The sequence below is a fragment of the Leclercia sp. Colony189 genome, from assembly GCF_009740165.1.
In the GTDB taxonomy this organism is placed as follows: domain Bacteria; phylum Pseudomonadota; class Gammaproteobacteria; order Enterobacterales; family Enterobacteriaceae; genus Enterobacter.
In genome coordinates, this window is sequence record NZ_CP046557.1 from 910863 (window position 1) to 937247 (window position 26385).

Here is a 26385-nt window from a genome sequence, read left to right on the forward strand (position 1 = left end):
GATTAATCGATGGTGCGCAGTAGTTCGTTGATACCAACTTTGCCGCGAGTTTTCGCATCGACTTTTTTAACGATCACCGCACAGTACAGGCTGTATTTGCCATCTTTAGAAGGCAGGTTGCCGGATACCACCACGGAGCCCGCCGGAACGCGACCGTAATGCACTTCACCGGTTTCACGATCGTAAATACGGGTGCTCTGGCCGATGTAGACGCCCATGGAGATCACGGAACCTTCTTCTACGATCACGCCTTCAACCACTTCGGAGCGTGCGCCGATGAAGCAGTTGTCTTCGATAATGGTCGGATTAGCCTGCAGCGGCTCAAGAACCCCACCGATACCCACGCCGCCAGAGAGGTGGACGTTTTTACCGATCTGCGCACAGGAGCCAACGGTCGCCCAGGTATCTACCATGGTACCTTCGTCAACGTAAGCACCGATGTTAACGTAAGAAGGCATCAACACGGTGTTGCGGGCAATGAATGCACCCTGACGAACGGCTGCTGGTGGCACCACGCGGAAGCCTTCTTTCTGGAAACGCGCTTCGTCGTAATCGGCGAATTTCATCGGGACTTTATCGAAGTAGCGGCTTTCCGCACCGTCGATAACCTGGTTATCGTTAATACGGAAAGAGAGCAGTACCGCTTTCTTCAGCCACTGGTGAGTGACCCACTGACCGTCGATCTTTTCGGCTACACGCAGCGCGCCGGAATCAAGCAGAGAAATAACCTGATTAACCGCCTCGCGGGTCACGGTATCCACATTTGCCGGAGTAATTTCGGCGCGACGCTCAAAAGCGGACTCAATAACGTTCTGTAACTGCTGCATAGTTCAACTCTTTCCAGGTAAAAAAAAACATCACCCTTTATCGTTTGGATTGAGGGCTGCTGTCAACCGTTGTTGCACTTCCTGTTGCAGGGCATTATTAAGCCCACGACGGTCGGCGGTGGCGATTATAAATAAATCTTCTACTCGCTCGCCAATGGTTGTAATTCTGGCGCCATGCAGCGAAATTCCCAGATCCGCAAAAACCTGCCCGACCCGGGCCAGCAGCCCCGGCTGGTCGAGGGCGATCAGCTCGAGAAACGATTTCCGGTCGGTATGGGTGGGCAGGAAATTGACCTCGGTATCGACGGTAAAGTGGCGCAGTTTTGCCGGTTGCCGACGGGGCTGCGGCGGCTGCCAGCTGCGCTGGGTGATCGCCTGCTCCAGCCCGAAGCGGATCGGCTCGTGACGATCGGCAGACAGCGGGCTGCCGTCCGGCTCCAGCACAATAAAGGTATCCATCGCCATGCCGTCGCGGGTGGTGAAAATCTGCGCGTCATGCACGCTGAGGTTACGTCTGTCGAGTTCCGCACAGACGGCGGCGAACAGGTAAGGGCGGTCGGGGCTCCAGATGAAGATCTCTGTTCCCCCACGGGTCGCCTGCGGGCTCAGCAGGATCAACGGTTTCGTCAGATCGTGCTGCAACAGATGGCGCGCATGCCAGGCCAGCTGGTTTGGGCTGTGGCGCACAAAATAGTTGGCGCGACAGCGGGCCCAAATCTGATGCAGCGCCTCTTCATTAATATTCTCCATCCGCAGCAGCGCCAGAGCCTGCATCTGATGATGTCGCACGCGTTCGCGCATGTCCGGGGTGCTCTGCATGCCGCGACGCAGCTGTTTCTCGGTGGCGAAATAGAGCTCGCGCAGCAGGCTCTGCTTCCAGCTGTTCCACAGCGTCTCGTTGGTGGCGCAAATATCGGCTACCGTCAGGCAGACCAGGAAGCGCAGGCGGTTTTCCGTCTGCACCTCTTCGGCAAACTGTTTGATCACCTCAGGATCCTGAATATCGCGCCGCTGGGCGGTGACCGACATCAGCAGATGATGACGGACCAGCCAGGCGACCAGCTGGGTTTCGCGCGAATTGAGCCCGTGTAGTTCGGCGAATTTCAGCACGTCCTCCGCACCCAGGATCGAGTGGTCGCCGCCGCGCCCTTTGGCGATATCGTGGAACAGGGCGGCAATCAGGATCAGCTCCGGGTTGGTGAGACGAGGCCAGAGTTCAACGCAGAGTGGGTGACGGCTGCGCACCTCCTCCTGGGCGAAGCTCTCCAGCTTCAGCATCACGCGGATGGTGTGTTCATCAACGGTATAGGCATGGAACAGGTCAAACTGCATCTGGCCGACGATATGCGACCACTGCGGCATATAGGCCCAGAGCACGCTGTGACGGTGCATTGGCAACAGCCCGCGGCTTACCGCACCCGGATGACGCAACATGCTCAGAAAAAGCGACCGCGCTTCCGGAATGTAGCACAGCGGCTGAGTGAGATGGCGGCGGGCATGGCGCAGATGGCGCAGGGTGGTGGAGTAGATCCCGGTGATGGTGCTGTTACGCACCATGGCGTAAAACATCCGCAGGATCGCTTCCGGCTTGCGGATGAACAGCGTCTCGTCACGCAGGTCGATCAGCGTGCCCCGCAGCTGAAACTCATCGTCGATCGGACGCGGTTTTTCATCGGCGGTCAGGGCGAGGATCGCCTCATCAAACAGCTGCAATAGCATCTGATTAAGCTCCCCCACGCGACGGGTAACGCGGAAGAAATCTTTCATCATCTGCTCGACCGGCTCGTTGCCTTCGCCGCTGTAGTGCAGGCGCTGGGCGACGCTTAACTGACGATCGAACAGCAGGCGGTTGTCGTAGCGGGTCACTTCGAGATGCAGGGCAAAACGGATGCGCCACAGCAGGTGCAGGCACTCATTTAGCTCGTTACGCTCCGCTTCGGTGAGAAAACCAAAACCGACCATCTCATCGAGCGAAGTGGCGCCGAAATGGCGACGGGCCACCCACTGCAGGGTATGAATATCGCGCAGGCCGCCGGGGCTGCTTTTGATGTCCGGCTCCAGGTTGTAGCTGGTACCGTGGTAGCGCTGGTGGCGCACCTGCTGTTCATCGACTTTGGCGGCGAAGAACTTCTCCGATGGCCAGAACCCCTCGCTGAAAATATGTTTTTGCAGCTCAAGAAACAGCGCCACGTCGCCAATCAGCAGACGCGATTCAATCAGGTTGGTGGCGACGGTGAGATCGGATAACCCCTCCAGCAGACACTCTTCCAGGGTACGTACGCTGTGGCCGACTTCCAGCTTGACGTCCCACAGCAGGGTCAACAGTTCGCCCACTTTTTGCGCCTGCTCGTCAGGCAGCTTTTTGCGGCTCAGGATCAGCAGATCGATATCCGACAGCGGGTGCAGCTCGCCACGACCATAGCCGCCAACGGCCACCAGCGCGACGTCGGCCAACTGGCCAAAACCGTAAGCAATCCACAAACGCTGCAGAAGCTGATCGATAAATTCCGTGCGCGCCTCAATCAGCGCTTCGGCGGAGATCCCGCTGTCAAAGGCCTCGCCCAGCCAGCGCTGGAAAGTGTCGATATGCGCTTTAATACCCGCGCACGTCAGCTCGGCCGTGGGCCAGACGCCGGGGTTATCCGGCTGACCAGGAAGGGTGGGGAGTGCCGTATTGGCATACTGTTCGGGTAAAAGGTTACTCATTGCGCGCCACCCATAAGAAAAAACGATAGCCATTAAAAAAGCCGGCATTTGCCGGCTTCTTATCATGCGTCTTGCGAGAGTATCGCCGGGATGGTGTCATCCTTGCGTAACGTCAGAATTTCGCAGCCGTTGTCTGTCACCACAATAGTATGCTCGTACTGGGCAGACAAGCTCCGGTCTTTGGTTTTAACCGTCCAGCCATCCTTCATGGTACGGATGCGGTAATCGCCGGAGTTGACCATCGGCTCGATGGTGAAGGTCATGCCCGCCTGCAGCACCACGCCGCCGTCATCAGCATCATAGTGCAGAACCTGCGGCTCTTCGTGGAAGACCCGGCCAATACCGTGACCGCAGTATTCGCGCACCACAGAGAAACCCTGGGCTTCAACGAATTTCTGAATCGCCGCACCGAGAGTACGCAGGCGAATGCCCGGCTTAACCATCTTCAGCGCCAGATAAAGGCTCTCCTGGGTCACCTTGCACAGGCGCTCACCCAGAATGGTTGGTTTGCCGACGATGAACATCTTAGAGGTGTCACCGTGGTAGTCATCTTTAATGACGGTCACGTCGATGTTAACGATGTCGCCATCTTTCAGCAGTTTTTCGTCATCCGGAATGCCGTGGCACACCACTTCATTAATAGAGATGCAGACGGATTTCGGGAAGCCGTGATAGCCGAGGCAGGCGGAGACCGCATGCTGCTCGTTCACGATATAGTCGTTACAGATGCGATCCAGTTCGCCTGTGCTAACGCCCGGCTTAACGAACGGCTCGATCATTTCCAGCACTTCAGCGGCCAGACGACCGGCGACGCGCATCTTTTCAATTTCTTCAGGTGTCTTAATAGAGATAGCCATGTAATCTGTCCATCGGTGTCGTTTTTTTCGACAATACTAGTCTAAGTGTTGTCAATGGTAACAGTCAGGCGCACATGCTGCCAAACTGAGATTCCTTTACCGCACACACCGCCAACAATTGTTGGTTTCGGGTAGCGATTTGTGATATAAAGCGCGCCGGACTTCCGATCCATTTCAGATACACAGGATGGACGGGAGCGACAAATCTCACTTTGTGTAACAACACACACGTATCGGCACATATTCCGGGGTGCCCTTTGGGGTCGGTAATATGGGATACGTGGAGGCATAACCCCAACTTTTAAATAGAGGTTTTAAAACATGGCAACTGTTTCCATGCGCGACATGCTCAAGGCTGGTGTTCACTTCGGTCACCAGACCCGTTACTGGAACCCGAAAATGAAGCCTTTCATCTTCGGCGCACGTAACAAAGTTCACATCATCAACCTTGAGAAAACTGTACCAATGTTCAACGAAGCCCTGGCTGAGCTGAACAAGATCTCTTCCCGTAAAGGTAAGATTCTGTTCGTTGGTACTAAGCGCGCTGCAAGCGAAGCTGTGAAAGAAGCTGCTAACAGCTGCGACCAGTTCTTCGTGAACCATCGCTGGCTGGGCGGTATGCTGACTAACTGGAAAACCGTTCGTCAGTCCATCAAGCGCCTGAAAGATCTGGAAACCCAGTCTCAGGACGGTACTTTCGAAAAGCTGACCAAAAAAGAAGCGCTGATGCGCACTCGTGAGCTGGACAAGCTGGAAAACAGCCTGGGCGGTATCAAAGACATGGGCGGCCTGCCGGACGCACTGTTCGTTATCGATGCTGACCACGAGCACATCGCAATCAAAGAAGCTAACAACCTGGGTATCCCAGTATTCGCAATCGTTGATACCAACTCCGATCCGGACGGTGTTGACTTCGTTATCCCGGGTAACGACGATGCAATCCGTGCTGTTAGCCTGTACCTGAGCGCTGTAGCTACTACCGTTCGTGAAGGCCGTTCCCAGGATCTGGCTTCTCAGGCGGAAGAAAGCTTCGTAGAAGCTGAATAATAAGGTTCTACCCCTTATTAGTACCGTGTATGAATAGGGGCCCATTACCGGCCCCTTTTTTCAATTTATACTGTTTGGCCGCAGGCCGGGCAGTTCACATCTCCCGAGGATTTTAGAATGGCTGAAATTACCGCATCCCTGGTAAAAGAGCTGCGTGAACGTACTAGCGCAGGCATGATGGAGTGTAAGAAAGCGCTGGTTGAAGCTAACGGCGACATCGAGCTGGCTATCGAAAACATGCGTAAATCCGGTGCGATCAAAGCAGCTAAGAAAGCAGGCAACGTTGCTGCTGACGGCGTGATCAAAACCAAAATCGAAGGCAACTTCGGCGTGATTCTGGAAGTTAACTGCCAGACTGACTTCGTTGCTAAAGATGGTGGTTTCCAGGCATTCGCTGACAAAGTACTGGACGCAGCTGTTGCAGGTAAAGTGACTGATGTTGAAGTCCTGAAAGCACAGTTCGAAGAAGAGCGCGTTGCGCTGGTAGCGAAAATCGGTGAGAACATCAACATCCGCCGTGTTGCTATCCTCGAAGGTGACGTTCTGAACAGCTACCAGCACGGTGCACGTATCGGTGTTCTGGTTGCGGCTAAAGGCGCTGACGAAGAGCTGGTTAAACAGCTGGCAATGCACGTTGCTGCAAGCAAGCCAGAATTCGTTAAGCCAGAAGACGTCTCTGCTGAAGTGGTAGAAAAAGAGTACCAGGTTCAGCTGGACATCGCCATGCAGTCTGGCAAGCCAAAAGAGATCGCAGAGAAAATGGTTGAAGGCCGCATGAAGAAATTCACCGGCGAAGTTTCTCTGACTGGTCAGCCATTCGTTATGGATCCAAGCAAATCTGTTGCGCAGCTGCTGAAAGAGCACAACGCTGACGTAACTGGCTTCATCCGCTTCGAAGTGGGCGAAGGCATCGAGAAAGTTGAGACTGACTTCGCAGCAGAAGTTGCTGCAATGTCCAAGCAGTCTTAATCAGCGAAAAGAAGCCGCCTGAGGGCGGCTTCTTTTTGTGTACGGCAGTGTAATTCAGCCAGACGCCTATAGAGTCTGTGTTGAGATGCGATATATCATGTCGCCAGAATTAACCTCATCTTAATCGTTGACAGTCCCAGGAAAGAAATATGGCTACCAATGCAAAACCTGTTTACAAACGTATTCTGCTTAAGCTGAGTGGCGAAGCGCTTCAGGGGTCGGAAGGCTTCGGTATTGACGCAAGCATCCTTGACCGCATGGCGCAGGAGATCAAAGAACTGGTTGAACTGGGCATCCAGGTTGGCGTAGTCATTGGCGGTGGTAACCTTTTCCGTGGTGCAGGGCTGGCAAAAGCTGGCATGAACCGCGTTGTGGGCGATCACATGGGTATGCTGGCAACGGTCATGAATGGCCTGGCAATGCGTGATGCCCTGCATCGTGCCTATGTGAATGCGCGCCTGATGTCCGCTATTCCTTTGAATGGCGTCTGTGATAACTACAGCTGGGCCGAAGCGATCAGCCTGCTGCGCAATAACCGCGTGGTGATCCTCTCCGCCGGTACGGGTAACCCGTTCTTTACGACCGATTCCGCAGCCTGCCTGCGCGGTATCGAAATCGAAGCCGATGTGGTGCTGAAAGCCACTAAAGTGGATGGCGTGTTTACGGCCGATCCGGCAAAAGATCCTGCGGCGACCATGTACGATCAGCTGACCTATAGCGAAGTACTGGATAAAGAGCTGAAAGTGATGGATCTTGCCGCCTTCACGCTGGCTCGCGACCACAAATTGCCGATTCGTGTCTTCAACATGAATAAGCCTGGCGCGCTGCGTCGCGTTGTAATGGGCGAAAAAGAAGGCACTTTGATCACGGAATAATTTCCGTCGACGATAAATACAGGTAAGATTCCGCTCTACTTTCTATGGGTTTCTTACCTGGACACGCCCCGGGCGTTGTCATGAATTAAACGGGACTATACTTAGCACATCATTAACGGTGGTGCTGGCGGATAGTCTGCCTGAGACAAGTTTTCAAGGATTCGTAACGTGATTAACGACATCAGAAAAGATGCTGAAGTACGCATGGATAAATGCGTCGAAGCGTTCAAAAACCAAATCAGCAAAATTCGTACAGGCCGTGCTTCCCCAAGCCTGCTGGACGGCATCGTGGTGGAATACTACGGCACGCCGACTCCACTGCGTCAGCTGGCTAACGTGACGGTCGAAGATACCCGTACGCTGAAAATCAACGTCTTTGACCGCTCTATGGGCCCGGCCGTTGAGAAAGCGATCATGGCCTCCGATCTGGGTCTGAACCCAAGCTCAGCCGGTACAGACATTCGCGTTCCACTGCCACCGCTGACCGAAGAGCGTCGTAAAGACCTGATCAAAGTGGTACGTGGCGAAGCCGAGCAGGGCCGTGTTTCCGTACGTAACGTTCGCCGTGACGCGAACGATAAAGTGAAGGCGCTGCTGAAAGAGAAAGAGATCAGCGAAGACGACGATCGCCGTTCCCAGGACGACGTTCAGAAACTGACCGACGCCGCTATCAAGAAAATTGACGCGGCGCTGGCAGAAAAAGAAGCAGAACTGATGCAGTTCTGATTTCTGTCGTAATCTGATAAAACGCCGTACAGAAGGCCTTTGGGCTTTGCTGGCGGCGTTTTGCTTTTCTGGTTCACTTTTCCGGGCATCTCATGAAGCAATTAACACTCCTTGGCTCAACCGGTTCAATTGGTTGCAGCACTCTCGATGTTGTTCGCCATAATCCAGACCACTATGCGGTGGCCGCCCTTGTCGCAGGCAAAAACGTTCATCGTATGGTGGAACAGTGTCTGGAGTTCACCCCGCGCTACGCGGTGATGGATGATGAAGCGAGCGCCCGGCAGGTTAAGGCGTTGCTGGCGGAGAAGGGCAGCCGTACCGAGGTGCTGAGCGGGCCAGAGGCCGCCTGTGAAATGGCCGCGCTGGACGACGTCGACCAGGTCATGGCCGCTATCGTCGGCGCGGCGGGGTTACTGCCTACGCTTGCAGCGATCGATGCCGGAAAATCCGTTTTGCTGGCCAATAAAGAGTCGTTGGTAACCTGTGGCCGCCTGTTTATGGACGCCGTGAAGCGCAATGGCGCGCGCCTTTTGCCGGTAGATAGCGAACATAACGCGATTTTTCAGAGTTTACCGCAACCCTTTCAGGAGAACCTGGGGTACGCTGATCTCGAGCAGAATGGCGTCTCTTCTATCCTGCTTACCGGGTCTGGTGGCCCGTTCCGTGACACGCCGCTGTCTGAACTGGTCTCAATGACTCCGGATCAGGCATGCCGTCATCCGAACTGGTCGATGGGGCGTAAAATCTCCGTTGATTCGGCCACCATGATGAATAAAGGTCTGGAATATATTGAAGCCCGCTGGTTATTTAACGCCTCGGCAGCGCAGATGGAAGTGTTGATTCATCCCCAGTCGGTGATCCACTCCATGGTGCGTTATCGTGATGGCAGCGTGATGGCGCAGTTAGGTGAACCTGATATGCGCACGCCTATCGCCCATACGATGGCCTGGCCAAACCGCGTAAGCTCAGGCGTTAAGCCACTCGATTTTTGCAAGCTGAGTGCGCTGACGTTTAGCGCGCCTGATTATCAGCGTTATCCATGTCTGAAGCTGGCAATGGAGGCCTTCGAGCAGGGGCAAGCGGCGACGACCGCACTTAACGCGGCGAACGAAATCGCTGTCGCCGCCTTCCTCGAAAAGCAGATCCGCTTTACGGATATCGCTGCGCTGAACCTGTCTGTGCTTGAGGCGATGGATCTACGCGAACCGCAAAGTGTGGATGACGTATTGACCGTCGACGCGAAAGCGAGGCTCACGGCGCAAAAAGCGGTGACGCACCTCGCAAGCTGGTGATAATCCACCCGCAGGTGGTCTTGCTATTTGTTAGCGTTGGGCTTCAGTGATATAGTCTGCGCCACCTGATTGCGGGTAGTTGACGTTCTGTGGTCAGGTAAGCCGTGGTATAACACGGCTTTTTTACGTAAAGGCTTCAGTATTCCTGAGTACCGTTAAATCCTTTCAGGGACCAAAAACGCGTTATGTTGTCTGCGAACCAACCAATAAGCGAAAACTTGCCGGCTCATGGCTGTCGTCATGTAGCAATCATCATGGATGGCAATGGCCGCTGGGCGAAAAGACAAGGGAAGATCCGAGCCTTTGGGCATAAAGCTGGGGCGAAATCTGTGCGCCGCGCGGTTTCTTTTGCCGCCAATAACGGCATTGACGCGTTAACGCTCTATGCTTTCAGCAGTGAAAACTGGAATCGACCTGCGCAGGAAGTTAGCGCGTTGATGGAATTGTTCGTGTGGGCGCTAGACAGCGAAGTAAAAAGCCTGCACCGCCACAACGTTCGCCTGCGTATTATCGGCGATACCAGTCGTTTTAACTCACGTCTGCAGGAACGCATTCGTAAAGCGGAGGCGTTGACCGGGCAAAATACCGGCTTAACGCTCAATATCGCTGCGAATTATGGCGGACGTTGGGATATTGTCCAGGGTGTGCGGCATTTGGCTGAACAGGTTCAGGAAGGGCTCTTAAGGCCGGACCAGATTGATGAAGAGGCGCTGAGCAAGCAAATCTGCATGAGTGAACTGACACCCGTGGATTTAGTAATTAGGACAGGGGGAGAACATCGCATCAGTAACTTTTTGCTGTGGCAAATTGCCTATGCCGAACTTTACTTTACAGATGTTCTTTGGCCCGATTTTGATGAACAAGACTTTGAAGGTGCGCTGCATGCCTTTGCCAATCGAGAGCGTCGTTTCGGTGGTACCGAGCCTGGTGGCGAAAACGCCTGATGGGGGTAGCTTTTGCTGAAGTATCGCCTGATTTCTGCGTTTGTTTTAATACCTGTTGTCATCGCGGCGCTGTTTTTACTGCCTCCGGTGGGATTTGCGATTGTCACACTGGTCGTTTGCATGCTGGCGGCGTGGGAATGGGGACAGCTTAGCGGCTTTACCTCGCGTTCCCAGCGGGTATGGCTGGCGGTGCTGTGCGGCCTGATGCTGGCGCTGATGCTCTTCATGCTGCCAGAGTACCATCACAATATCCATCAACCGATCATTGCAGGTTCGCTCTGGCTTTCGCTGGGATGGTGGCTGGCAGCGTTGCTGCTGGTGCTCTTCTATCCGGGCTCGGCCTCGCTGTGGCGTAACTCGAAAGTGCTGCGTCTCTGCTTTGGGCTATTTACCATCGTTCCTTTCTTCTGGGGAATGCTTGCCCTGCGCACCTGGCACTATGACGATAACCCATACAGCGGCGCGTTATGGCTGCTTTATGTCATGATTCTCGTCTGGGGGGCTGACTCTGGCGCCTATATGTTTGGTAAACTGTTTGGCAAACATAAGCTGGCCCCGAAAGTCTCTCCGGGTAAAACCTGGCAGGGCTTTATCGGTGGTCTGTTTACGGCGGCGATTATCTCCTGGGGTTACGGCATATGGGCCAACCTCGAGGTCGCACCGGTAACATTATTGGTCTGTTCAATTGTCGCAGCGCTGGCTTCCGTGCTGGGTGATTTGACCGAGAGTATGTTTAAGCGTGAAGCAGGGATCAAAGACAGTGGCAATCTCATTCCAGGGCACGGTGGTATCCTGGATCGCATAGACAGCCTGACGGCGGCAGTACCCGTGTTTGCCTGCCTGTTTTTGCTGGTGTTTGGGACGATTTAACGGAAGGTTTTATGCTTAGCATTCTCTGGAATCTGGCGGCATTCATTGTTGCACTGGGTGTACTTATCACGGTGCATGAATTTGGCCATTTCTGGGTTGCTCGGCGCTGTGGCGTGCGTGTTGAGCGCTTTTCCATTGGCTTTGGTAAAGCGCTCTGGCGTCGTACCGATCGCCACGGCACAGAATTTGTTATTGCCCTCATCCCCTTAGGCGGCTACGTCAAGATGCTGGATGAACGCGTAGAGTCGGTTGCTCCTGAAATGCGCCACTACGCGTTCAACAACAAAACTGTTGGTCAGCGCGCCGCTATCATTGCTGCCGGTCCGGTTGCAAATTTCATCTTTGCCGTCTTTGCTTACTGGCTGGTGTTTATTATCGGTGTTCCTGGCGTTCGTCCGGTTGTTGGTGAAATTACACCCAACTCCATCGCGGCAAGCGCGCAAATTAATCCGGGGATGGAACTTAAAGCAATTGATGGCATCGAAACCCCTGACTGGGATGCCGTTCGGTTACAACTGGTCGCCAAAATTGGCGATGAGAGAACCACCGTCAGCGTGTCATCTTTCGGTTCAGAGCAGCGTCAGAATAAAATTCTGGATTTGCGCCACTGGACCTTTGAGCCGGACAAAGAAGATCCTGTTGCGGCATTAGGTATCCGGCCGCGCAGCGCGCAGATTGAACCGGTACTGGCTGAAGTCCAGGCTGATTCAGCAGCGCGTAAAGCAGGTTTGCAAGCTGGCGACAGGATCGTTAAAGTCGATGGTCAGCCTTTAACGCAATGGATGACCTTTGTTACTCTGGTGCGTGATAATCCAGGAACGCCGCTGGCGCTGGAGATAGAAAGGCAGGGGAGTCCGCTCTCCTTAACGTTGATTCCGGATACCAAGCCGGGCGGCGGAAAGGCTGAAGGGTTCGCAGGCGTGGTGCCTAAAGTGATCCCGCTGCCTGATGAGTACAAGACAATACGCCAGTATGGGCCGTTCAGCGCCATCCTTGAAGCCACGGATAAAACATGGCAATTGATGAAGCTGACCGTGCAGATGCTGGGGAAATTGATTACCGGTGATGTAAAACTGAACAACCTCAGTGGGCCGATCTCGATCGCTCAGGGGGCTGGGATGTCAGCAGAGTTCGGGGTGATTTACTATCTGATGTTTCTTGCGCTCATTAGCGTGAACCTCGGGATAATCAACCTGTTCCCACTTCCCGTTTTAGACGGGGGCCATCTGCTGTTTTTAGCGATAGAGAAGCTAAAAGGCGGGCCGGTATCCGAGCGAGTTCAAGACTTTAGTTATCGCATTGGTTCGATTTTACTGGTGCTGTTAATGGGGCTTGCACTTTTCAATGATTTCTCTCGGTTGTAAGAGAGTGTTAGGAAGAACGCATAATAACGATGGCGATGAAAAAGTTGCTCATAGCGTCGCTGCTGTTTAGCAGCGCGACCGTATACGGTGCTGACGGGTTCGTAGTGAGAGATATTCATTTCGAAGGCCTTCAGCGAGTCGCCGTTGGTGCGGCCCTCCTCAGTATGCCAGTGCGCCCAGGCGACACGGTTAATGATGAAGACATTAGTAATACCATTCGCGCCCTGTTTGCCACTGGCAACTTTGAGGACGTTCGCGTTTTGCGCGATGGTGATACGCTACTGGTTCAGGTGAAAGAGCGCCCGACAATTGCGAGCATCACCTTCTCCGGCAACAAGTCGGTGAAAGACGATATGCTCAAGCAGAACCTTGAGGCCTCTGGCGTTCGCGTTGGCGAATCCCTGGATCGCACCACCCTCTCTGATATTGAGAAAGGGCTGGAAGATTTCTACTACAGCGTCGGTAAATACAGCGCCAGCGTGAAAGCGGTTGTCACGCCGCTGCCGCGTAACCGTGTCGATCTGAAACTGGTCTTCCAGGAAGGTGTTTCCGCGAAGATTCAGCAGATCAACATCGTTGGTAACCATGCATTCAGCACCGATGAACTGATCTCAACGTTCCAGCTGCGTGATGAAGTGCCGTGGTGGAACGTTGTTGGCGACCGTAAGTATCAGAAACAGAAACTGGCGGGCGATCTCGAAACCCTGCGCAGTTACTACCTGGATCGCGGTTACGCCCGTTTCAACATTGACTCGACCCAGGTCAGTCTGACTCCGGACAAGAAAGGCATCTACATTACCGTTAACATCACTGAAGGCGATAAGTATACGCTTTCGGGCGTTGAAGTAAGCGGTAACCTCGCGGGCCATTCTGCAGAGATTGAGAGCCTGACCAAACTGCAGCCGGGTGAACTCTATAGCGGTTCCAAAGTCACCAAAATGGAAGATGGCATTAAAAAGCTGCTCGGCCGTTATGGTTACGCTTACCCGCGCGTTCAGACCCAGCCTGAAATCAACGATGCGGATAAAACCGTTAAGCTGCACGTCAACGTCGATGCGGGTAACCGTTTCTACGTGCGTAAGATCCGCTTTGAGGGTAACGATACCTCCAAAGATTCTGTCCTGCGCCGCGAAATGCGCCAGATGGAAGGGGCGTGGCTGGGCAGCGACCTGGTTGATCAGGGTAAAGAGCGTCTGAACCGTCTGGGTTACTTCGAAACGGTGGATACCGACACCCAGCGTGTGCCAGGTAAACCGGATCAGGTTGATGTCGTTTACAAGGTTAAAGAGCGTAACACCGGTAGCTTTAACTTTGGTGTCGGTTACGGCACAGAAAGTGGCGTTAGCTTCCAGGTGGGTGTACAGCAGGATAACTGGTTAGGTACGGGCTACTCCGTGGGTATCAACGGTACCAAGAACGACTACCAGACTTACTCTGAGCTCTCCGTGACTAACCCTTACTTCACCGTGGATGGTGTGAGTCTGGGCGGCCGTATCTTCTATAACGACTTTAAAGCGGATGATGCGGACCTGTCTTCGTATACCAACAAAAGCTACGGCGTTGATGGTACGCTCGGTTTCCCGGTTAACGAATATAACACCCTGCGTGCGGGCTTAGGTTACGTCCATAACGACCTGTCGAACATGCAACCGCAGGTAGCAATGTGGCGTTATCTGGACTCTATCGGACAGTCTGCCAGCACCTCGAATGATGATAACGGTTTTGCCGCAGATGACTTCACCTTCAACTATGGCTGGACGTACAACCGCCTCGACCGTGGTTTCTTCCCGACCGAAGGTTCGCGCGTCAACCTGAACGGTAAAGTGACCATTCCGGGCTCGGATAACGAGTTCTACAAGGTTACGCTGGATACCGCCTCCTACTTCCCGATCGATGAAGACCATAAATGGGTGGTTCTGGGTCGTACACGCTGGGGCTACGGCGATGGTTTAGGTGGCAAAGAGCTGCCATTCTATGAAAACTTCTATGCGGGTGGCTCAAGCACCGTACGTGGCTTCCAGTCCAATAACATTGGTCCGAAAGCAGCCTACTACGGCGGTAACGACGAAGATAACTGCGATAAGTCTTCATCAAGCGAAGTATGTAGCTCCGACGATGCAGTAGGCGGTAACGCCATGGGTGTTGCCAGCCTGGAGTTTATTACCCCTACGCCGTTTATCAGCGATAAGTATGCCAACTCCGTTCGTACCTCCTTCTTCGTGGATGCGGGTACCGTATGGGATACTAACTGGGAAAATACCAGTGCGACCAGGGCTGCAGGTATTCCGGACTACAGCGATCCGAGCAATATTCGTATGTCTGCGGGTCTCGCACTACAATGGATGTCACCGCTGGGGCCGTTGGTCTTCTCTTACGCCCAGCCGTTTAAGAAATATGATGGAGACAAGGCGGAGCAGTTCCAGTTTAACATTGGTAAAACCTGGTAATTGTCCGTCGCAAAGGAATGCGTTGGCAGTGTAGCGCTGACAACTGGCGATCGCAGGATCGCCTTGCCACGCAAAGAACGGTACCTTCGGGTGCCAATGGGATGGTAAGGAGTTAATTGTGAAAAAGTGGTTATTAGCTGCAGGTCTCGGTTTAGCGATGGCAACTTCTGCTCAGGCAGCGGACAAAATTGCAATCGTCAATATGGGTAACTTGTTCCAGCAGGTTGCGCAGAAAACAGGTGTTTCTGCCAAGCTGGAGAGCGAGTTCAAAGGCCGTGCAAGCGAACTGCAGGGTATGGAAAACGATCTGCAATCCAAAATGCAGCGTCTGCAGCGCGATGGTTCTACCATGAAAGCGAGCGAACGTAGCAAACTGGAAAAAGACGTAATGGCTCAGCGTCAGACTTTCTCTCAGAAAGCGCAAGCTTTTGAGCAGGATCGTCAACGTCGTTCTAACGAAGAGCGCGGCAAGCTGGTTACCCGTATCCAGTCCGCTGTGAAAGCTGTAGCTGCCGATCAGAGCATCGATCTGGTTGTTGATGCCAACGCCGTTGCATTCAACAGCAGCGATGTTAAAGACATCACCGCTGATGTCCTGAAACAGGTTAAATAAGTAATGCCTTCAATTCGACTCGCTGATTTAGCTCAGCAGTTGGATGCAGAATTACACGGTGATGGCGATATCGTCATCACCGCTGTTGCGTCCATGCAATCTGCTAAAGCAGGCAATATCACCTTCATGGTAAGCCCTAAGTACCGTGAACATCTGGCGCTTTGCCAGGCGTCTGCTGTCGTCATGACGCAGGACGATTTGCCGTTTGCCGCAGGTGCTGCGCTGGTAGTGAAGAACCCCTACCTGACGTATGCCCGTATGGCACAAATTCTGGATACCACGCCGCAGCCGGCGCAAAACATCGCACCCAGTGCGGTGATTGACCCAACGGCGCAGCTGGGTAACAACGTATCAATTGGTGCAAATGCGGTTATCGAATCAGACGTCGTGCTGGGCGATAACGTGGTCATCGGTGCCGGTTGCTTCGTCGGTAAAAAAACAAAAATTGGTGCAGGCTCTCGCCTGTGGGCCAATGTCTCTGTTTATCATGAGATCGAAATTGGCGAAAACTGCCTGATCCAGTCCAGTACTGTTATCGGTTCGGATGGTTTCGGTTACGCCAACGATCGTGGTAACTGGGTTAAGATCCCGCAGCTTGGCCGGGTGATCATCGGCGATCGCGTCGAAATCGGTGCATGCACGACTATTGACCGTGGTGCGCTTGATGACACGATCATCGGTAATGGTGTTATCATCGATAACCAGTGCCAGATTGCACATAACGTTGTGATTGGCGACAATACTGCCGTTGCCGGTGGCGTTATTATGGCGGGCAGCCTGAAGATTGGCCGTTACTGTATGATTGGCGGCGCCAGCGTCATTAACGGGCATATGGAAATATGCGATAAGGTTACGGTTACCGGTATGGGCATGGTTATGCGTCCAATCACCGAACCGGGCGTCTACTCTTCAGGCATTCCGTTGCAGCCTAACAAAGTGTGGCGTAAGACTGCAGCCCTGGTGATGAATATTGATGATATGAGCAAGCGCCTCAAGGCCATTGAGCGCAAAATCGATCAATAAGACTAAGCGTTCACCCGTTTAACGCACACTTCCCGGCCTGTCGGCTTTCTTATAAACCGGCAGGCCGTGTTATTATTGCCATTCAGATATTTTGACAGGAAGAGTATTTTGACTACTGACACTCATACTCTGCATATTGAAGAGATTTTAGAACTTCTGCCGCACCGCTATCCGTTTTTGCTGGTAGACCGTGTGCTGGATTTTGAAGAAGGTCGTTTTCTGCGCGCAGTGAAAAATGTTTCTGTAAACGAGCCATTCTTCCAGGGGCATTTCCCTGGGAAGCCTATCTTCCCGGGCGTATTGATCCTGGAAGCGATGGCTCAGGCTACCGGTATTCTGGCGTTTAAAAGCGTTGGGAAGCTGGAGCCAGGTGAGCTCTATTACTTCGCAGGTATCGACGAAGCGCGCTTCAAGCGCCCGGTCGTGCCTGGTGATCAGATGATCATGGAAGTGACTTTTGAAAAAACGCGTCGCGGCCTGACTCGCTTCAAAGGCGTAGCTCTGGTTGACGGCAAGGTTGTTTGCGAAGCTACCATGATGTGTGCGCGTAGCCGGGAGGCCTGATACGTGATTGATAAAACCGCCTTTATTCATCCAACCGCCATTGTGGAAGAGGGTGCCGTTATCGGTGCTAACGTCCACATTGGTCCATTCTGTATTGTTGGACCCCATGTCGAAATTGGTGAGGGTACCGTACTGAAATCTCATGTCGTGGTGAATGGTCATACGACTATTGGCCGCGACAACGTGATCTATCAGTTCGCCTCCATCGGTGAAGTTAACCAGGATCTGAAATATGCTGGCGAACCAACCCGTGTGGAAATTGGCGATCGTAACCGCATTCGCGAAAGCGTCACCATTCATCGTGGCACAGTACAGGGCGGTGAGTTGACGAAGGTGGGCAGCGATAACCTGTTTATGGTCAACGCGCATATCGCGCATGACTGTACCGTGGGTGACCGCTGCATTCTCGCCAACAACGCAACGCTGGCGGGACACGTATCAGTTGATGATTATGCAATCATTGGCGGCATGACCGCTGTCCATCAGTTCTGCATCATTGGTGCGCATGTGATGGTTGGCGGCTGCTCCGGCGTGGCGCAGGACGTTCCGCCATATGTGATTGCACAGGGTAACCATGCGACGCCGTTTGGCGTCAACATCGAAGGCCTTAAGCGTCGCGGTTTTAGCCGTGAAGCGATTATGGCTATCCGCAACGCTTACAAGCAGTTGTACCGTAACGGTAAAACGCTGGAAGAGGCTAAGCCGGAAATTGCCGAACTGGCGAAGCAGCATCCTGAGGTGAACGCGTTTGTGGAGTTCTTCGCACGCTCAACCCGTGGTCTGATTCGTTAATGGTCGATAGTCGTCCGCTTACGATCGCCCTCGTCGCCGGAGAAACCTCCGGCGATATTCTTGGTGCTGGTCTGATTCGAGCGCTCAAAGCGCGCGTTCCCAACGCGCGCTTTGTCGGCGTTGCTGGCCCATTGATGCAGGCTGAAGGCTGCGAAGCCTGGTACGAAATGGAAGAGCTGGCGGTGATGGGCATCGTCGAGGTACTGGGTCGCCTGCGCCGGTTGCTGCACATCCGCGCCGATCTGACGCGTCGTTTTACCGAACTTAAGCCCGATGTGTTCGTGGGCATTGATGCGCCTGACTTCAACATTACCCTTGAAGGTAATCTGAAAAAACAGGGGATCAAAACCATCCATTATGTCAGTCCGTCCGTCTGGGCGTGGCGACAGAAACGCGTTTTCAAAATAGGCAGATCGACGAATCTGGTATTGGCCTTCCTGCCTTTCGAAAAAGCGTTTTACGATAAATTCAACGTGCCGTGCCGCTTTATCGGCCATACCATGGCCGACGCCATGCCGCTGGATCCCGATAAAAATGGTGCACGTGACCTGCTGGGTATTTCACATGATGCCCACTGCCTGGCGCTGTTGCCAGGGAGCCGCGGCGCAGAAGTCGAAATGCTCAGCGCTGATTTTCTGAAAACCGCGCAAATCCTGCGTCAGACTTACCCTGACCTGGAAGTGGTCGTGCCGCTGGTGAATGCCAAACGCCGGGAGCAGTTCGAGCGTATTAAAGCGGAAGTCGCCCCCGATCTGCATGTCCATCTGTTAGATGGCAAAGGGCGTGAGGCGATGGTGGCCAGCGATGCCGCGTTGCTGGCATCGGGTACCGCTGCGCTGGAGTGCATGCTGGCAAAATGCCCGATGGTCGTGGGTTATCGTATGAAGCCGTTTACCTTCTGGCTGGCAAAACGGCTGGTGAAGACGGATTACGTCTCCCTGCCGAACCTGCTTGCCCGACGTGAGCTGGTGAAAGAGTTGCTGCAGGATGAGTGCCAGCCGCAGGCATTAGCCGCTGCGTTGCTGCCGCTGCTGGCTAACGGCAAAACCAGCCATGAAATGCATGACACATTCCGGGAACTGCATCAGCAAATCCGCTGTAATGCCGACGAGCAGGCAGCTGACGCGGTGCTGGAGTTAGCGAAATGATGGAATTTGTTTACCCTCACGCCCATCTGGTGGCGGGAGTGGATGAAGTAGGGCGTGGGCCGCTGGTGGGCGCAGTGGTGACTGCCGCAGTGATCCTCGATCCTGCTCGTCCGATTATCGGTCTGAATGACTCGAAGAAATTATCCGAGAAGCGCCGCCTGGCCTTATACGATGAAATTAAAGAGAAAGCGCTGGCCTGGAGTGTCGGGCGGGCGGAACCGCATGAGATCGACGAACTGAATATTCTGCATGCCACCATGCTGGCGATGCAGCGTGCCGTCGCCGGGCTGAGCGTGGTGCCGGAGTATGTGCTGATCGACGGTAATCGTTGCCCGGCGCTGCCCATGCCGTCGCTGGCGGTGGTAAAGGGCGACAGCCGGGTGGCGGAAATTAGTGCCGCCTCGATCGTGGCTAAAGTCACGCGCGATGCTGAAATGGCCGCGCTGGATCTCACATTTCCCCAGTATGGTTTTGCCCAGCATAAGGGGTATCCTACCGCTTTCCATCTGGAAAGACTGGCTGAACACGGCGCAACTGAGCACCACCGCCGCAGTTTTGGACCGGTAAAACGCGCACTGGGACTGATGTCCTGAATCAAGACGCCAATAAGTAACGCGGAATCTGAAGATGGCTGAACCACGTTTCGTACACCTGCGGGTGCACAGCGACTATTCCATGATTGATGGGCTGGCGAAGACCGGGCCGCTGGTGAAAAAGGCGGCCTCGCTTGGCATGCCTGCGCTGGCGATCACCGACTTCACTAACCTGTGCGGTCTGGTGAAGTTCTACGGAACGGCGCACGGTGCCGGAATGAAGCCGGTAATTGGGGCTGATTTTCATGTACAGAGCGAGCTTCTCGCCGATGAAATGACGCAAATTACCGTCCTGGCGCTGAACAATACCGGCTATCAGAACCTGACGCTGCTCATCTCCCGTGCCTATCAGCGCGGCTACGGCCCGCAGGGCCCGTGGATCGATCGCGCGTGGCTGGCGGAGCTGAATGAGGGGCTGCTGCTCATCTCCGGCGGGCGCATGGGCGACGTAGGCCGATGCCTGCTGCGCGGCAACACTGCCCTGGTGGAGCAGTGCGTCGATTTTTATAAAGAGTATTTCCCGGATCGCTTCTACCTGGAGCTGATCCGTACCGGTCGCCCTGATGAAGAGAGCTATCTGCATGCCGCGGTGGCGCTGGCGGAAGAGCAGGGCCTGCCGGTAGTTGCCACCAACGATGTGCGCTTCATCAACGCCGACGATTTTGACGCCCATGAAATTCGCGTCGCTATCCACGATGGTTTTACCCTCGACGATCCGAAACGCCCCCGCAACTATTCGCCGCAGCAATATATGCGCAGCGAAGAGGAGATGTGCGAGCTGTTTTCCGATATCCCGGAAGCGCTGGAGAACAGCGTAGAGATCGCCAAGCGCTGTAACGTCACCGTCCGTCTGGGTGAATACTTCCTGCCGCAGTTCCCGACCGGCGACATGACCACCGAAGACTTCCTGGTCATGAAATCAAAAGAAGGTCTGGAAGAGCGCCTTGAGTTTCTGTTCCCGGATCCGGCCGTTCGCGCCGAGAAGCGCCCGGAGTATGACGAGCGTCTGGACGTTGAGCTCCAGGTTATTAACCAGATGGGGTTCCCCGGCTACTTCCTGATCGTTATGGAGTTTATCCAGTGGTCGAAAGACAACGGCGTACCGGTAGGGCCGGGCCGTGGTTCGGGTGCCGGATCGCTGGTGGCCTATGCGCTGAAAATTACCGATCTCGATCCGCTGGAATTTGACCTGCTGTTCGAACGCTTCCTCAACCCGGAACGTGTCTCCATGCCCGACTTCGACGTTGACTTCTGTATGGAGAAACGCGACCAGGTCATTGAACACGTGGCAGACATGTACGGTCGTGACGCGGTATCGCAGATCATTACCTTCGGTACCATGGCGGCAAAAGCAGTTATCCGCGACGTGGGCCGCGTACTGGGGCATCCGTACGGCTTTGTTGACCGCATCTCGAAGCTGGTGCCGCCTGACCCGGGCATGACCCTGGCGAAAGCGTTCGAAGCGGAGCCGCAGCTGCCGGAAATCTACGAGGCGGATGAAGAGGTCAAAGCGCTGATCGACATGGCGCGCAAGCTGGAAGGTGTCACCCGAAACGCCGGTAAACACGCCGGTGGGGTGGTCATTGCACCGACCAAAATTACCGACTTTGCGCCGCTCTACTGCGATGAATCGGGCCTGCATCCGGTCACCCAGTTTGACAAGAACGACGTGGAATACGCCGGGCTGGTGAAGTTTGACTTCCTCGGCTTGCGTACGCTCACCATCATCGACTGGGCGTTGAAGATGATCAACCCGCGCCGGGCCAAGCAGGGCCTGGAGCCGATTGATATCGCCGCGATCCCGCTCGATGACAAGAAAAGTTTCGACATGCTGCAACGCTCGGAGACCACGGCGGTCTTCCAGCTTGAATCCCGCGGCATGAAAGATTTGATCAAGCGTCTGCAGCCTGACTGCTTCGAAGATATGATCGCGCTGGTGGCGCTGTTCCGTCCGGGGCCGCTGCAGTCCGGGATGGTAGATAACTTTATCGACCGTAAGCATGGCCGCGAGGAACTCTCCTATCCGGATGTTCAGTGGCAGCATGAAAGCCTGAAGCCGGTGCTGGAGCCAACCTACGGCATCATCCTGTATCAGGAACAGGTCATGCAGATCGCCCAGGTGCTCTCCGGCTACACCCTCGGCGGCGCGGATATGCTGCGTCGAGCAATGGGTAAGAAAAAGCCGGAAGAGATGGCCAAGCAGCGCTCTATATTTGAAGATGGGGCGAAGAAAAACGGCATCGACGGCGAACTGGCGATGAAAATCTTCGATCTGGTGGAGAAATTTGCCGGATACGGATTTAACAAATCGCACTCTGCTGCCTACGCGCTGGTCTCCTATCAGACGCTGTGGCTGAAGGCGCACTACCCGGCCGAGTTTATGGCCGCGGTAATGACCGCCGATATGGACAACACCGAGAAGGTGGTCGGTCTGGTGGATGAGTGCTGGCGCATGGGGCTGAAAATCCTGCCGCCTGACATCAACTCCGGTCAGTACCACTTCCACGTCAATGACGACGGGGAGATTGTCTACGGCATCGGCGCGATTAAAGGGGTGGGTGAAGGGCCGATCGAAGCGATCATCGAAGCCCGTAACCAGGGCGGCTACTTCCGCGAGCTGTTTGACCTCTGTGCGCGTACCGATATTAAAAAGCTCAACCGCCGGGTGCTGGAAAAGCTGATTATGTCCGGGGCGTTCGATCGTCTCGGGCCGCATCGCGCGGCGCTGATGAACTCGCTGGGGGACGCCCTGAAGGCCGCCGACCAGCACTCAAAAGCCGAGGCCATTGGGCAGGCGGATATGTTCGGCGTGCTGGCAGAAGAGCCGGAGCAGATTGAACAATCCTATGCCAGCTGTCAGCCGTGGCCGGAACAGACCGTGCTGGATGGTGAGCGCGAGACGTTAGGCCTGTATCTAACCGGGCATCCGATCAATCAGTATATTAAAGAAATTGAGCGCTATGTCGGAGGCTACCGGCTGAAAGACATGCATCCGACAGAACGTGGTAAGATTACTACGGCTGCGGGGCTCGTCATTGCTGCGAGGGTTATGGTCACCAAACGCGGCAATCGTATCGGCATCTGTACGCTGGATGACCGTTCCGGGCGGCTGGAGGTGATGTTATTCACCGACGCGCTGGATAAATACCAGCAGCTGCTGGAAAAAGACCGCATACTTATCGTCAGCGGACAGGTCAGCTTTGATGACTTCAGCGGGGGACTTAAAATGACCGCCCGCGAAGTGATGGACATTGACGAAGCCCGGGAAAAATATGCTCGCGGGCTTGCTATCTCGCTGACGGACAGGCAAATTGATGACCAGCTTTTAAACCGACTCCGTCAGTCTCTGGAACCCCACCGCTCGGGGACCATTCCAGTACATCTCTACTATCAGAGGGCGGATGCGCGTGCACGGTTGCGCTTTGGTGCGTCGTGGCGTGTCTCTCCGAGCGATCGTTTACTGAACGATCTACGTGGCCTCATTGGTTCGGAGCAGGTGGAACTGGAGTTTGACTAATACAGGAATACTATGAGTCTGAATTTCCTTGATTTCGAACAGCCGATTGCAGAGCTGGAAGCGAAAATCGATTCTCTGACTGCCGTGGGCCGTCAGGATGAAAAACTGGATATTAACATCGACGAAGAAGTGCATCGTCTGCGTGAAAAAAGCGTAGAACTGACGCGTAAAATCTTTGCCGATCTCGGCGCATGGCAGGTTGCTCAACTGGCTCGCCATCCTCAGCGTCCGTACACCCTGGATTATGTCCGCCTGGCGTTTGATGAATTCGACGAACTGGCTGGTGACCGCGCATACGCTGACGATAAAGCTATCGTTGGTGGGATTGCGCGTCTCGACGGCCGTCCGGTGATGATTATTGGCCACCAGAAGGGGCGCGAAACCAAAGAAAAAATTCGCCGCAATTTCGGGATGCCAGCACCAGAAGGTTATCGTAAAGCCCTGCGTCTGATGGAGATGGCCGAGCGTTTTAACATGCCGATCATCACCTTCATCGACACCCCGGGAGCCTATCCTGGTGTCGGCGCGGAAGAGCGCGGTCAGTCTGAAGCGATTGCCCGTAACCTGCGTGAAATGTCACGTTTAAGCGTGCCGGTTATCTGCACCGTTATCGGTGAAGGTGGTTCCGGTGGCGCGCTGGCCATTGGTGTGGGCGATAAAGTGAATATGCTGCAGTACAGCACCTATTCCGTTATCTCCCCGGAAGGGTGTGCCTCCATTCTGTGGAAAAGCGCCGATAAAGCCCCGATGGCTGCGGAAGCGATGGGCATTATCGCTCCTCGCCTGAAAGAGCTGAAGCTGATCGATACCGTTATCCCGGAACCGCTGGGTGGCGCGCATCGTAAGCCAGAAGTGATGGCCGCCTCCCTGAAGGCGCAGCTGCTGGCTGATCTCGCAGACCTCGACGTGCTGAGCAAAGAAGATCTGCTGAACCGCCGTTACCAGCGTCTGATGAGCTACGGCTACGCATAAGCTACGCAATAATCTTAAAAGCCGCACCCTGTTGCGGCTTTTTTTATGTCCATGGTTTACCTCAACTATGCTTAGCTAATGTTTTTTAAGGAGGTAAACCGTGAACATCATTGCCATTATGGGGCCGCACGGCGTCTTTTATAAAGACGAACCCATCAAGGAGCTGGAGCAGGCGCTGGCATCGCGCGGGTTTCAACTAATCTGGCCGCAGAACAGCGCCGATCTACTGAAGTTTATTGAACATAACCCCCGTATCTGCGGCGTCATCTTCGACTGGGACGAGTACGATATGGAGTTGTGCAGCGACATCAACCAACTCAATGAATACCTGCCGCTCTACGCCTTTATCAATACCCACTCCACGATGGATATCAGCGCCCAGGATATGCGCATGGCGCTGTGGTTCTTCGAGTACTCGCTGGGGGTGGCCGAGGATATCGCTACCCGCATTCAGCAATATACCGGCGAGTACCTCGATACCATAACCCCGCCGTTTACCCGCGCCCTTTTCACCTACGTAAAAGAGGGGAAGTACACCTTCTGTACCCCCGGTCATATGGCGGGAACCGCGTATCAGAAAAGCCCGGTGGGCTGTCTGTTCTATGACTTCTTTGGCGGGAACACCCTGAAGGCGGATGTGTCGATCTCGGTGACGGAGCTGGGATCGCTGCTGGATCATACCGGCCCGCATCTCGAAGCTGAAGAGTATATCGCCCGTACATTTGGTGCCGAGCAGAGCTATATGGTGACCAACGGTACCTCGACGTCGAACAAGATCGTTGGCATGTACGCTGCGCCGGGCGGCAGCACTTTACTGATCGACCGCAACTGCCATAAATCTCTGGCGCACCTGCTGATGATGAGTGACGTGGTGCCGCTCTGGCTGTCGCCGACCCGCAACGCGCTGGGCATTCTGGGCGGGATCCCGCGCCGGGAATTTTCTCATGCGGCAATAGAGCGCAAAGTGGCAGCCGTGCCGGGCGCAAGCTGGCCGGTTCACGCGGTGATCACCAACTCCACCTACGACGGCCTGCTGTACAACACCAACTGGGTGAAACAGACCCTCGATGTGCCCTCCATCCATTTTGATTCTGCCTGGGTCCCCTATACCAATTTCCATCCCATCTATGCCGGAAAAAGCGGGATGAGCGGTGAACGCCTGCCGGGTAAAGTGTTCTTCGAAACCCAGTCCACGCACAAAATGCTGGCTGCGTTTTCTCAGGCCTCGCTGATTCACATTAAGGGCGAGTACGATGAAGATACCTTCAACGAAGCCTTTATGATGCACACCACCACCTCGCCCAGCTATCCGCTGGTGGCCTCCATTGAAACGGCAGCGGCGATGCTGCGTGGTAATCCCGGTAAGCGCCTGATCAACCGCTCCGTTGAGCGCGCCCTGCACTTCCGCAAAGAGGTTCAGCGCCTTAAAGATGAAGCCGACGGCTGGTTCTTCGATATCTGGCAGCCGGACGACATTGACGAAGCTGAATGCTGGCCGGTGGCGCCGGGCGAGAGCTGGCATGGTTTCCGCGATGCCGATGAGGATCATATGTTCCTCGATCCGGTCAAAGTCACCATTCTGACGCCAGGTATGGACGAGCAGGGAGTGATGAGTGAAGAGGGGATCCCGGCGGCGCTGGTAGCGAAATTCCTCGACGAGCGCGGCGTGGTGGTCGAAAAAACCGGGCCGTACAATCTGCTTTTCCTGTTCAGTATCGGTATCGACAAAACCCGGGCGATGGGTTTGCTGCGCGGATTGATGGAGTTTAAGCGCGCCTACGATCTGAATTTGCGGGTCAAGAACATGCTGCCGGATCTCTATGCCGAAGATCCCGACTTCTACCGCAACATGCGTATTCAGGATCTGGCTAAAGGCATTCACAAGCTCATTCGTCAGCACGACTTGCCGCGACTGATGCTGCAGGCGTTTGATGTCCTGCCAGAAATGAAGCTCACCCCGCATCACGCCTGGCAGCGTCAGGTGAAGGGGGAGGTAGAGACGGTCGATCTGGAGGATCTGGTTGGCCGGGTGTCGGCCAATATGATCCTCCCTTATCCTCCTGGTGTGCCGCTGCTTATGCCCGGTGAGATGATCACCGAGAAGAGCAGGGCGGTTCTCGATTTCCTGTTAATGCTCTGCTCGATTGGCCGCCACTATCCCGGCTTTGAAACCGACATCCACGGTGCCAAACGGGATGAAAACGGCATCTACCGGGTACGGGTCTTAAAAGCGTCATGA

General features: G+C 54.5%; 21 protein-coding genes. 18 read left to right on the forward strand and 3 right to left on the reverse strand.

Annotation, left to right across the window (positions count from 1 at the left end; translation table 11 throughout):
- Positions 1–2: 2 nt before the first annotated feature.
- From dapD to map, 3 genes are all read right to left on the reverse strand, one after another.
- Positions 3–827, reverse strand: coding sequence for a 2,3,4,5-tetrahydropyridine-2,6-dicarboxylate N-succinyltransferase (dapD, locus tag GNG29_RS04290; RefSeq protein WP_008501915.1), 825 nt, complete (start codon positions 825–827; stop codon positions 3–5).
- Positions 828–857: 30 nt separating this feature from the next.
- On the reverse strand, positions 858–3533 hold the full coding sequence (gene glnD / locus GNG29_RS04295) for a bifunctional uridylyltransferase/uridylyl-removing protein GlnD (RefSeq protein ID WP_156653936.1): 2676 nt from the start codon (positions 3531–3533) through the stop codon (positions 858–860).
- Positions 3534–3595: 62 nt separating this feature from the next.
- On the reverse strand, positions 3596–4390 hold the full coding sequence (gene map, locus GNG29_RS04300; protein WP_103178331.1) for a type I methionyl aminopeptidase: 795 nt from the start codon (positions 4388–4390) through the stop codon (positions 3596–3598).
- Positions 4391–4711: 321 nt separating this feature from the next.
- Between map and rpsB the strand changes: the two genes are divergently transcribed.
- The 18 genes from rpsB to GNG29_RS04390 all read left to right on the forward strand — a co-directional run bounded on the left by rpsB (position 4712) and on the right by GNG29_RS04390 (position 26385).
- Positions 4712–5437 carry a 30S ribosomal protein S2 gene (gene rpsB, locus GNG29_RS04305; protein ID WP_103178332.1) on the forward strand — a complete coding sequence of 242 codons (726 nt, stop codon included), beginning with the start codon at positions 4712–4714 and terminating at the stop codon, positions 5435–5437.
- A gap of 117 nt (positions 5438–5554) precedes the next feature.
- Entirely contained in the window at positions 5555–6406 is an 852-nt protein-coding gene (gene tsf, locus GNG29_RS04310; protein ID WP_103178333.1) for a translation elongation factor Ts, read from the forward strand.
- Between the two features lie 149 nt (positions 6407–6555).
- Positions 6556–7281 (forward strand): UMP kinase, encoded by a 726-nt coding sequence (gene pyrH, locus GNG29_RS04315; protein WP_032616613.1) that lies wholly within the window; start codon positions 6556–6558, stop codon positions 7279–7281.
- Positions 7282–7449: 168 nt separating this feature from the next.
- The gene (frr, locus tag GNG29_RS04320; RefSeq protein ID WP_103178334.1) at positions 7450–8007 is read left to right on the forward strand and encodes a ribosome recycling factor; all 558 of its coding nucleotides are present in this window, start codon (positions 7450–7452) and stop codon (positions 8005–8007) included.
- 92 nt (positions 8008–8099) lie between these two features.
- Positions 8100–9299: a 1-deoxy-D-xylulose-5-phosphate reductoisomerase gene (gene ispC, locus GNG29_RS04325; RefSeq protein ID WP_103178335.1), complete on the forward strand. Its 1200-nt coding sequence runs from the start codon at positions 8100–8102 to the stop codon at positions 9297–9299.
- A gap of 185 nt (positions 9300–9484) precedes the next feature.
- Positions 9485–10243 carry a (2E,6E)-farnesyl-diphosphate-specific ditrans,polycis-undecaprenyl-diphosphate synthase gene (gene ispU / locus GNG29_RS04330; RefSeq protein WP_103178336.1) on the forward strand — a complete coding sequence of 253 codons (759 nt, stop codon included), beginning with the start codon at positions 9485–9487 and terminating at the stop codon, positions 10241–10243.
- 12 nt (positions 10244–10255) lie between these two features.
- Positions 10256–11113, forward strand: a complete 858-nt coding sequence (cdsA, locus tag GNG29_RS04335; RefSeq protein ID WP_103178337.1) for a phosphatidate cytidylyltransferase — start codon at positions 10256–10258, stop codon at positions 11111–11113.
- Between the two features lie 11 nt (positions 11114–11124).
- Positions 11125–12477, forward strand: coding sequence for a sigma E protease regulator RseP (gene rseP / locus GNG29_RS04340; protein ID WP_103178338.1), 1353 nt, complete (start codon positions 11125–11127; stop codon positions 12475–12477).
- 29 nt (positions 12478–12506) lie between these two features.
- Positions 12507–14924 (forward strand): outer membrane protein assembly factor BamA, encoded by a 2418-nt coding sequence (gene bamA / locus GNG29_RS04345; protein WP_103178339.1) that lies wholly within the window; start codon positions 12507–12509, stop codon positions 14922–14924.
- 118 nt (positions 14925–15042) lie between these two features.
- Positions 15043–15537: a molecular chaperone Skp gene (gene skp, locus GNG29_RS04350; RefSeq protein ID WP_103178340.1), complete on the forward strand. Its 495-nt coding sequence runs from the start codon at positions 15043–15045 to the stop codon at positions 15535–15537.
- A 3-nt stretch (positions 15538–15540) separates the two neighbouring features.
- Entirely contained in the window at positions 15541–16560 is a 1020-nt protein-coding gene (lpxD, locus tag GNG29_RS04355) for a UDP-3-O-(3-hydroxymyristoyl)glucosamine N-acyltransferase (protein WP_156653937.1), read from the forward strand.
- Between the two features lie 108 nt (positions 16561–16668).
- Positions 16669–17124, forward strand: coding sequence for a 3-hydroxyacyl-ACP dehydratase FabZ (fabZ, locus tag GNG29_RS04360; protein ID WP_007373234.1), 456 nt, complete (start codon positions 16669–16671; stop codon positions 17122–17124).
- A gap of 3 nt (positions 17125–17127) precedes the next feature.
- Positions 17128–17916 (forward strand): acyl-ACP--UDP-N-acetylglucosamine O-acyltransferase, encoded by a 789-nt coding sequence (gene lpxA, locus GNG29_RS04365; protein WP_103178342.1) that lies wholly within the window; start codon positions 17128–17130, stop codon positions 17914–17916.
- Positions 17916–19064 carry a lipid-A-disaccharide synthase gene (gene lpxB, locus GNG29_RS04370; protein ID WP_103178343.1) on the forward strand — a complete coding sequence of 383 codons (1149 nt, stop codon included), beginning with the start codon at positions 17916–17918 and terminating at the stop codon, positions 19062–19064. Before lpxA ends, lpxB begins: the two co-directional genes overlap by 1 nt.
- Positions 19061–19657 carry a ribonuclease HII gene (rnhB, locus tag GNG29_RS04375; RefSeq protein ID WP_103178344.1) on the forward strand — a complete coding sequence of 199 codons (597 nt, stop codon included), beginning with the start codon at positions 19061–19063 and terminating at the stop codon, positions 19655–19657. The genes lpxB and rnhB overlap by 4 nt, the downstream gene beginning before the upstream one ends.
- Positions 19658–19691: 34 nt before the next feature.
- Complete coding sequence (gene dnaE / locus GNG29_RS04380) at positions 19692–23174, forward strand: DNA polymerase III subunit alpha (protein WP_103178345.1); 3483 nt, start codon at positions 19692–19694, stop codon at positions 23172–23174.
- Positions 23175–23186: 12 nt separating this feature from the next.
- Positions 23187–24146, forward strand: a complete 960-nt coding sequence (gene accA, locus GNG29_RS04385; RefSeq protein ID WP_103178346.1) for an acetyl-CoA carboxylase carboxyl transferase subunit alpha — start codon at positions 23187–23189, stop codon at positions 24144–24146.
- A 100-nt stretch (positions 24147–24246) separates the two neighbouring features.
- Positions 24247–26385 carry a lysine decarboxylase LdcC gene (locus tag GNG29_RS04390; protein WP_114387905.1) on the forward strand — a complete coding sequence of 713 codons (2139 nt, stop codon included), beginning with the start codon at positions 24247–24249 and terminating at the stop codon, positions 26383–26385.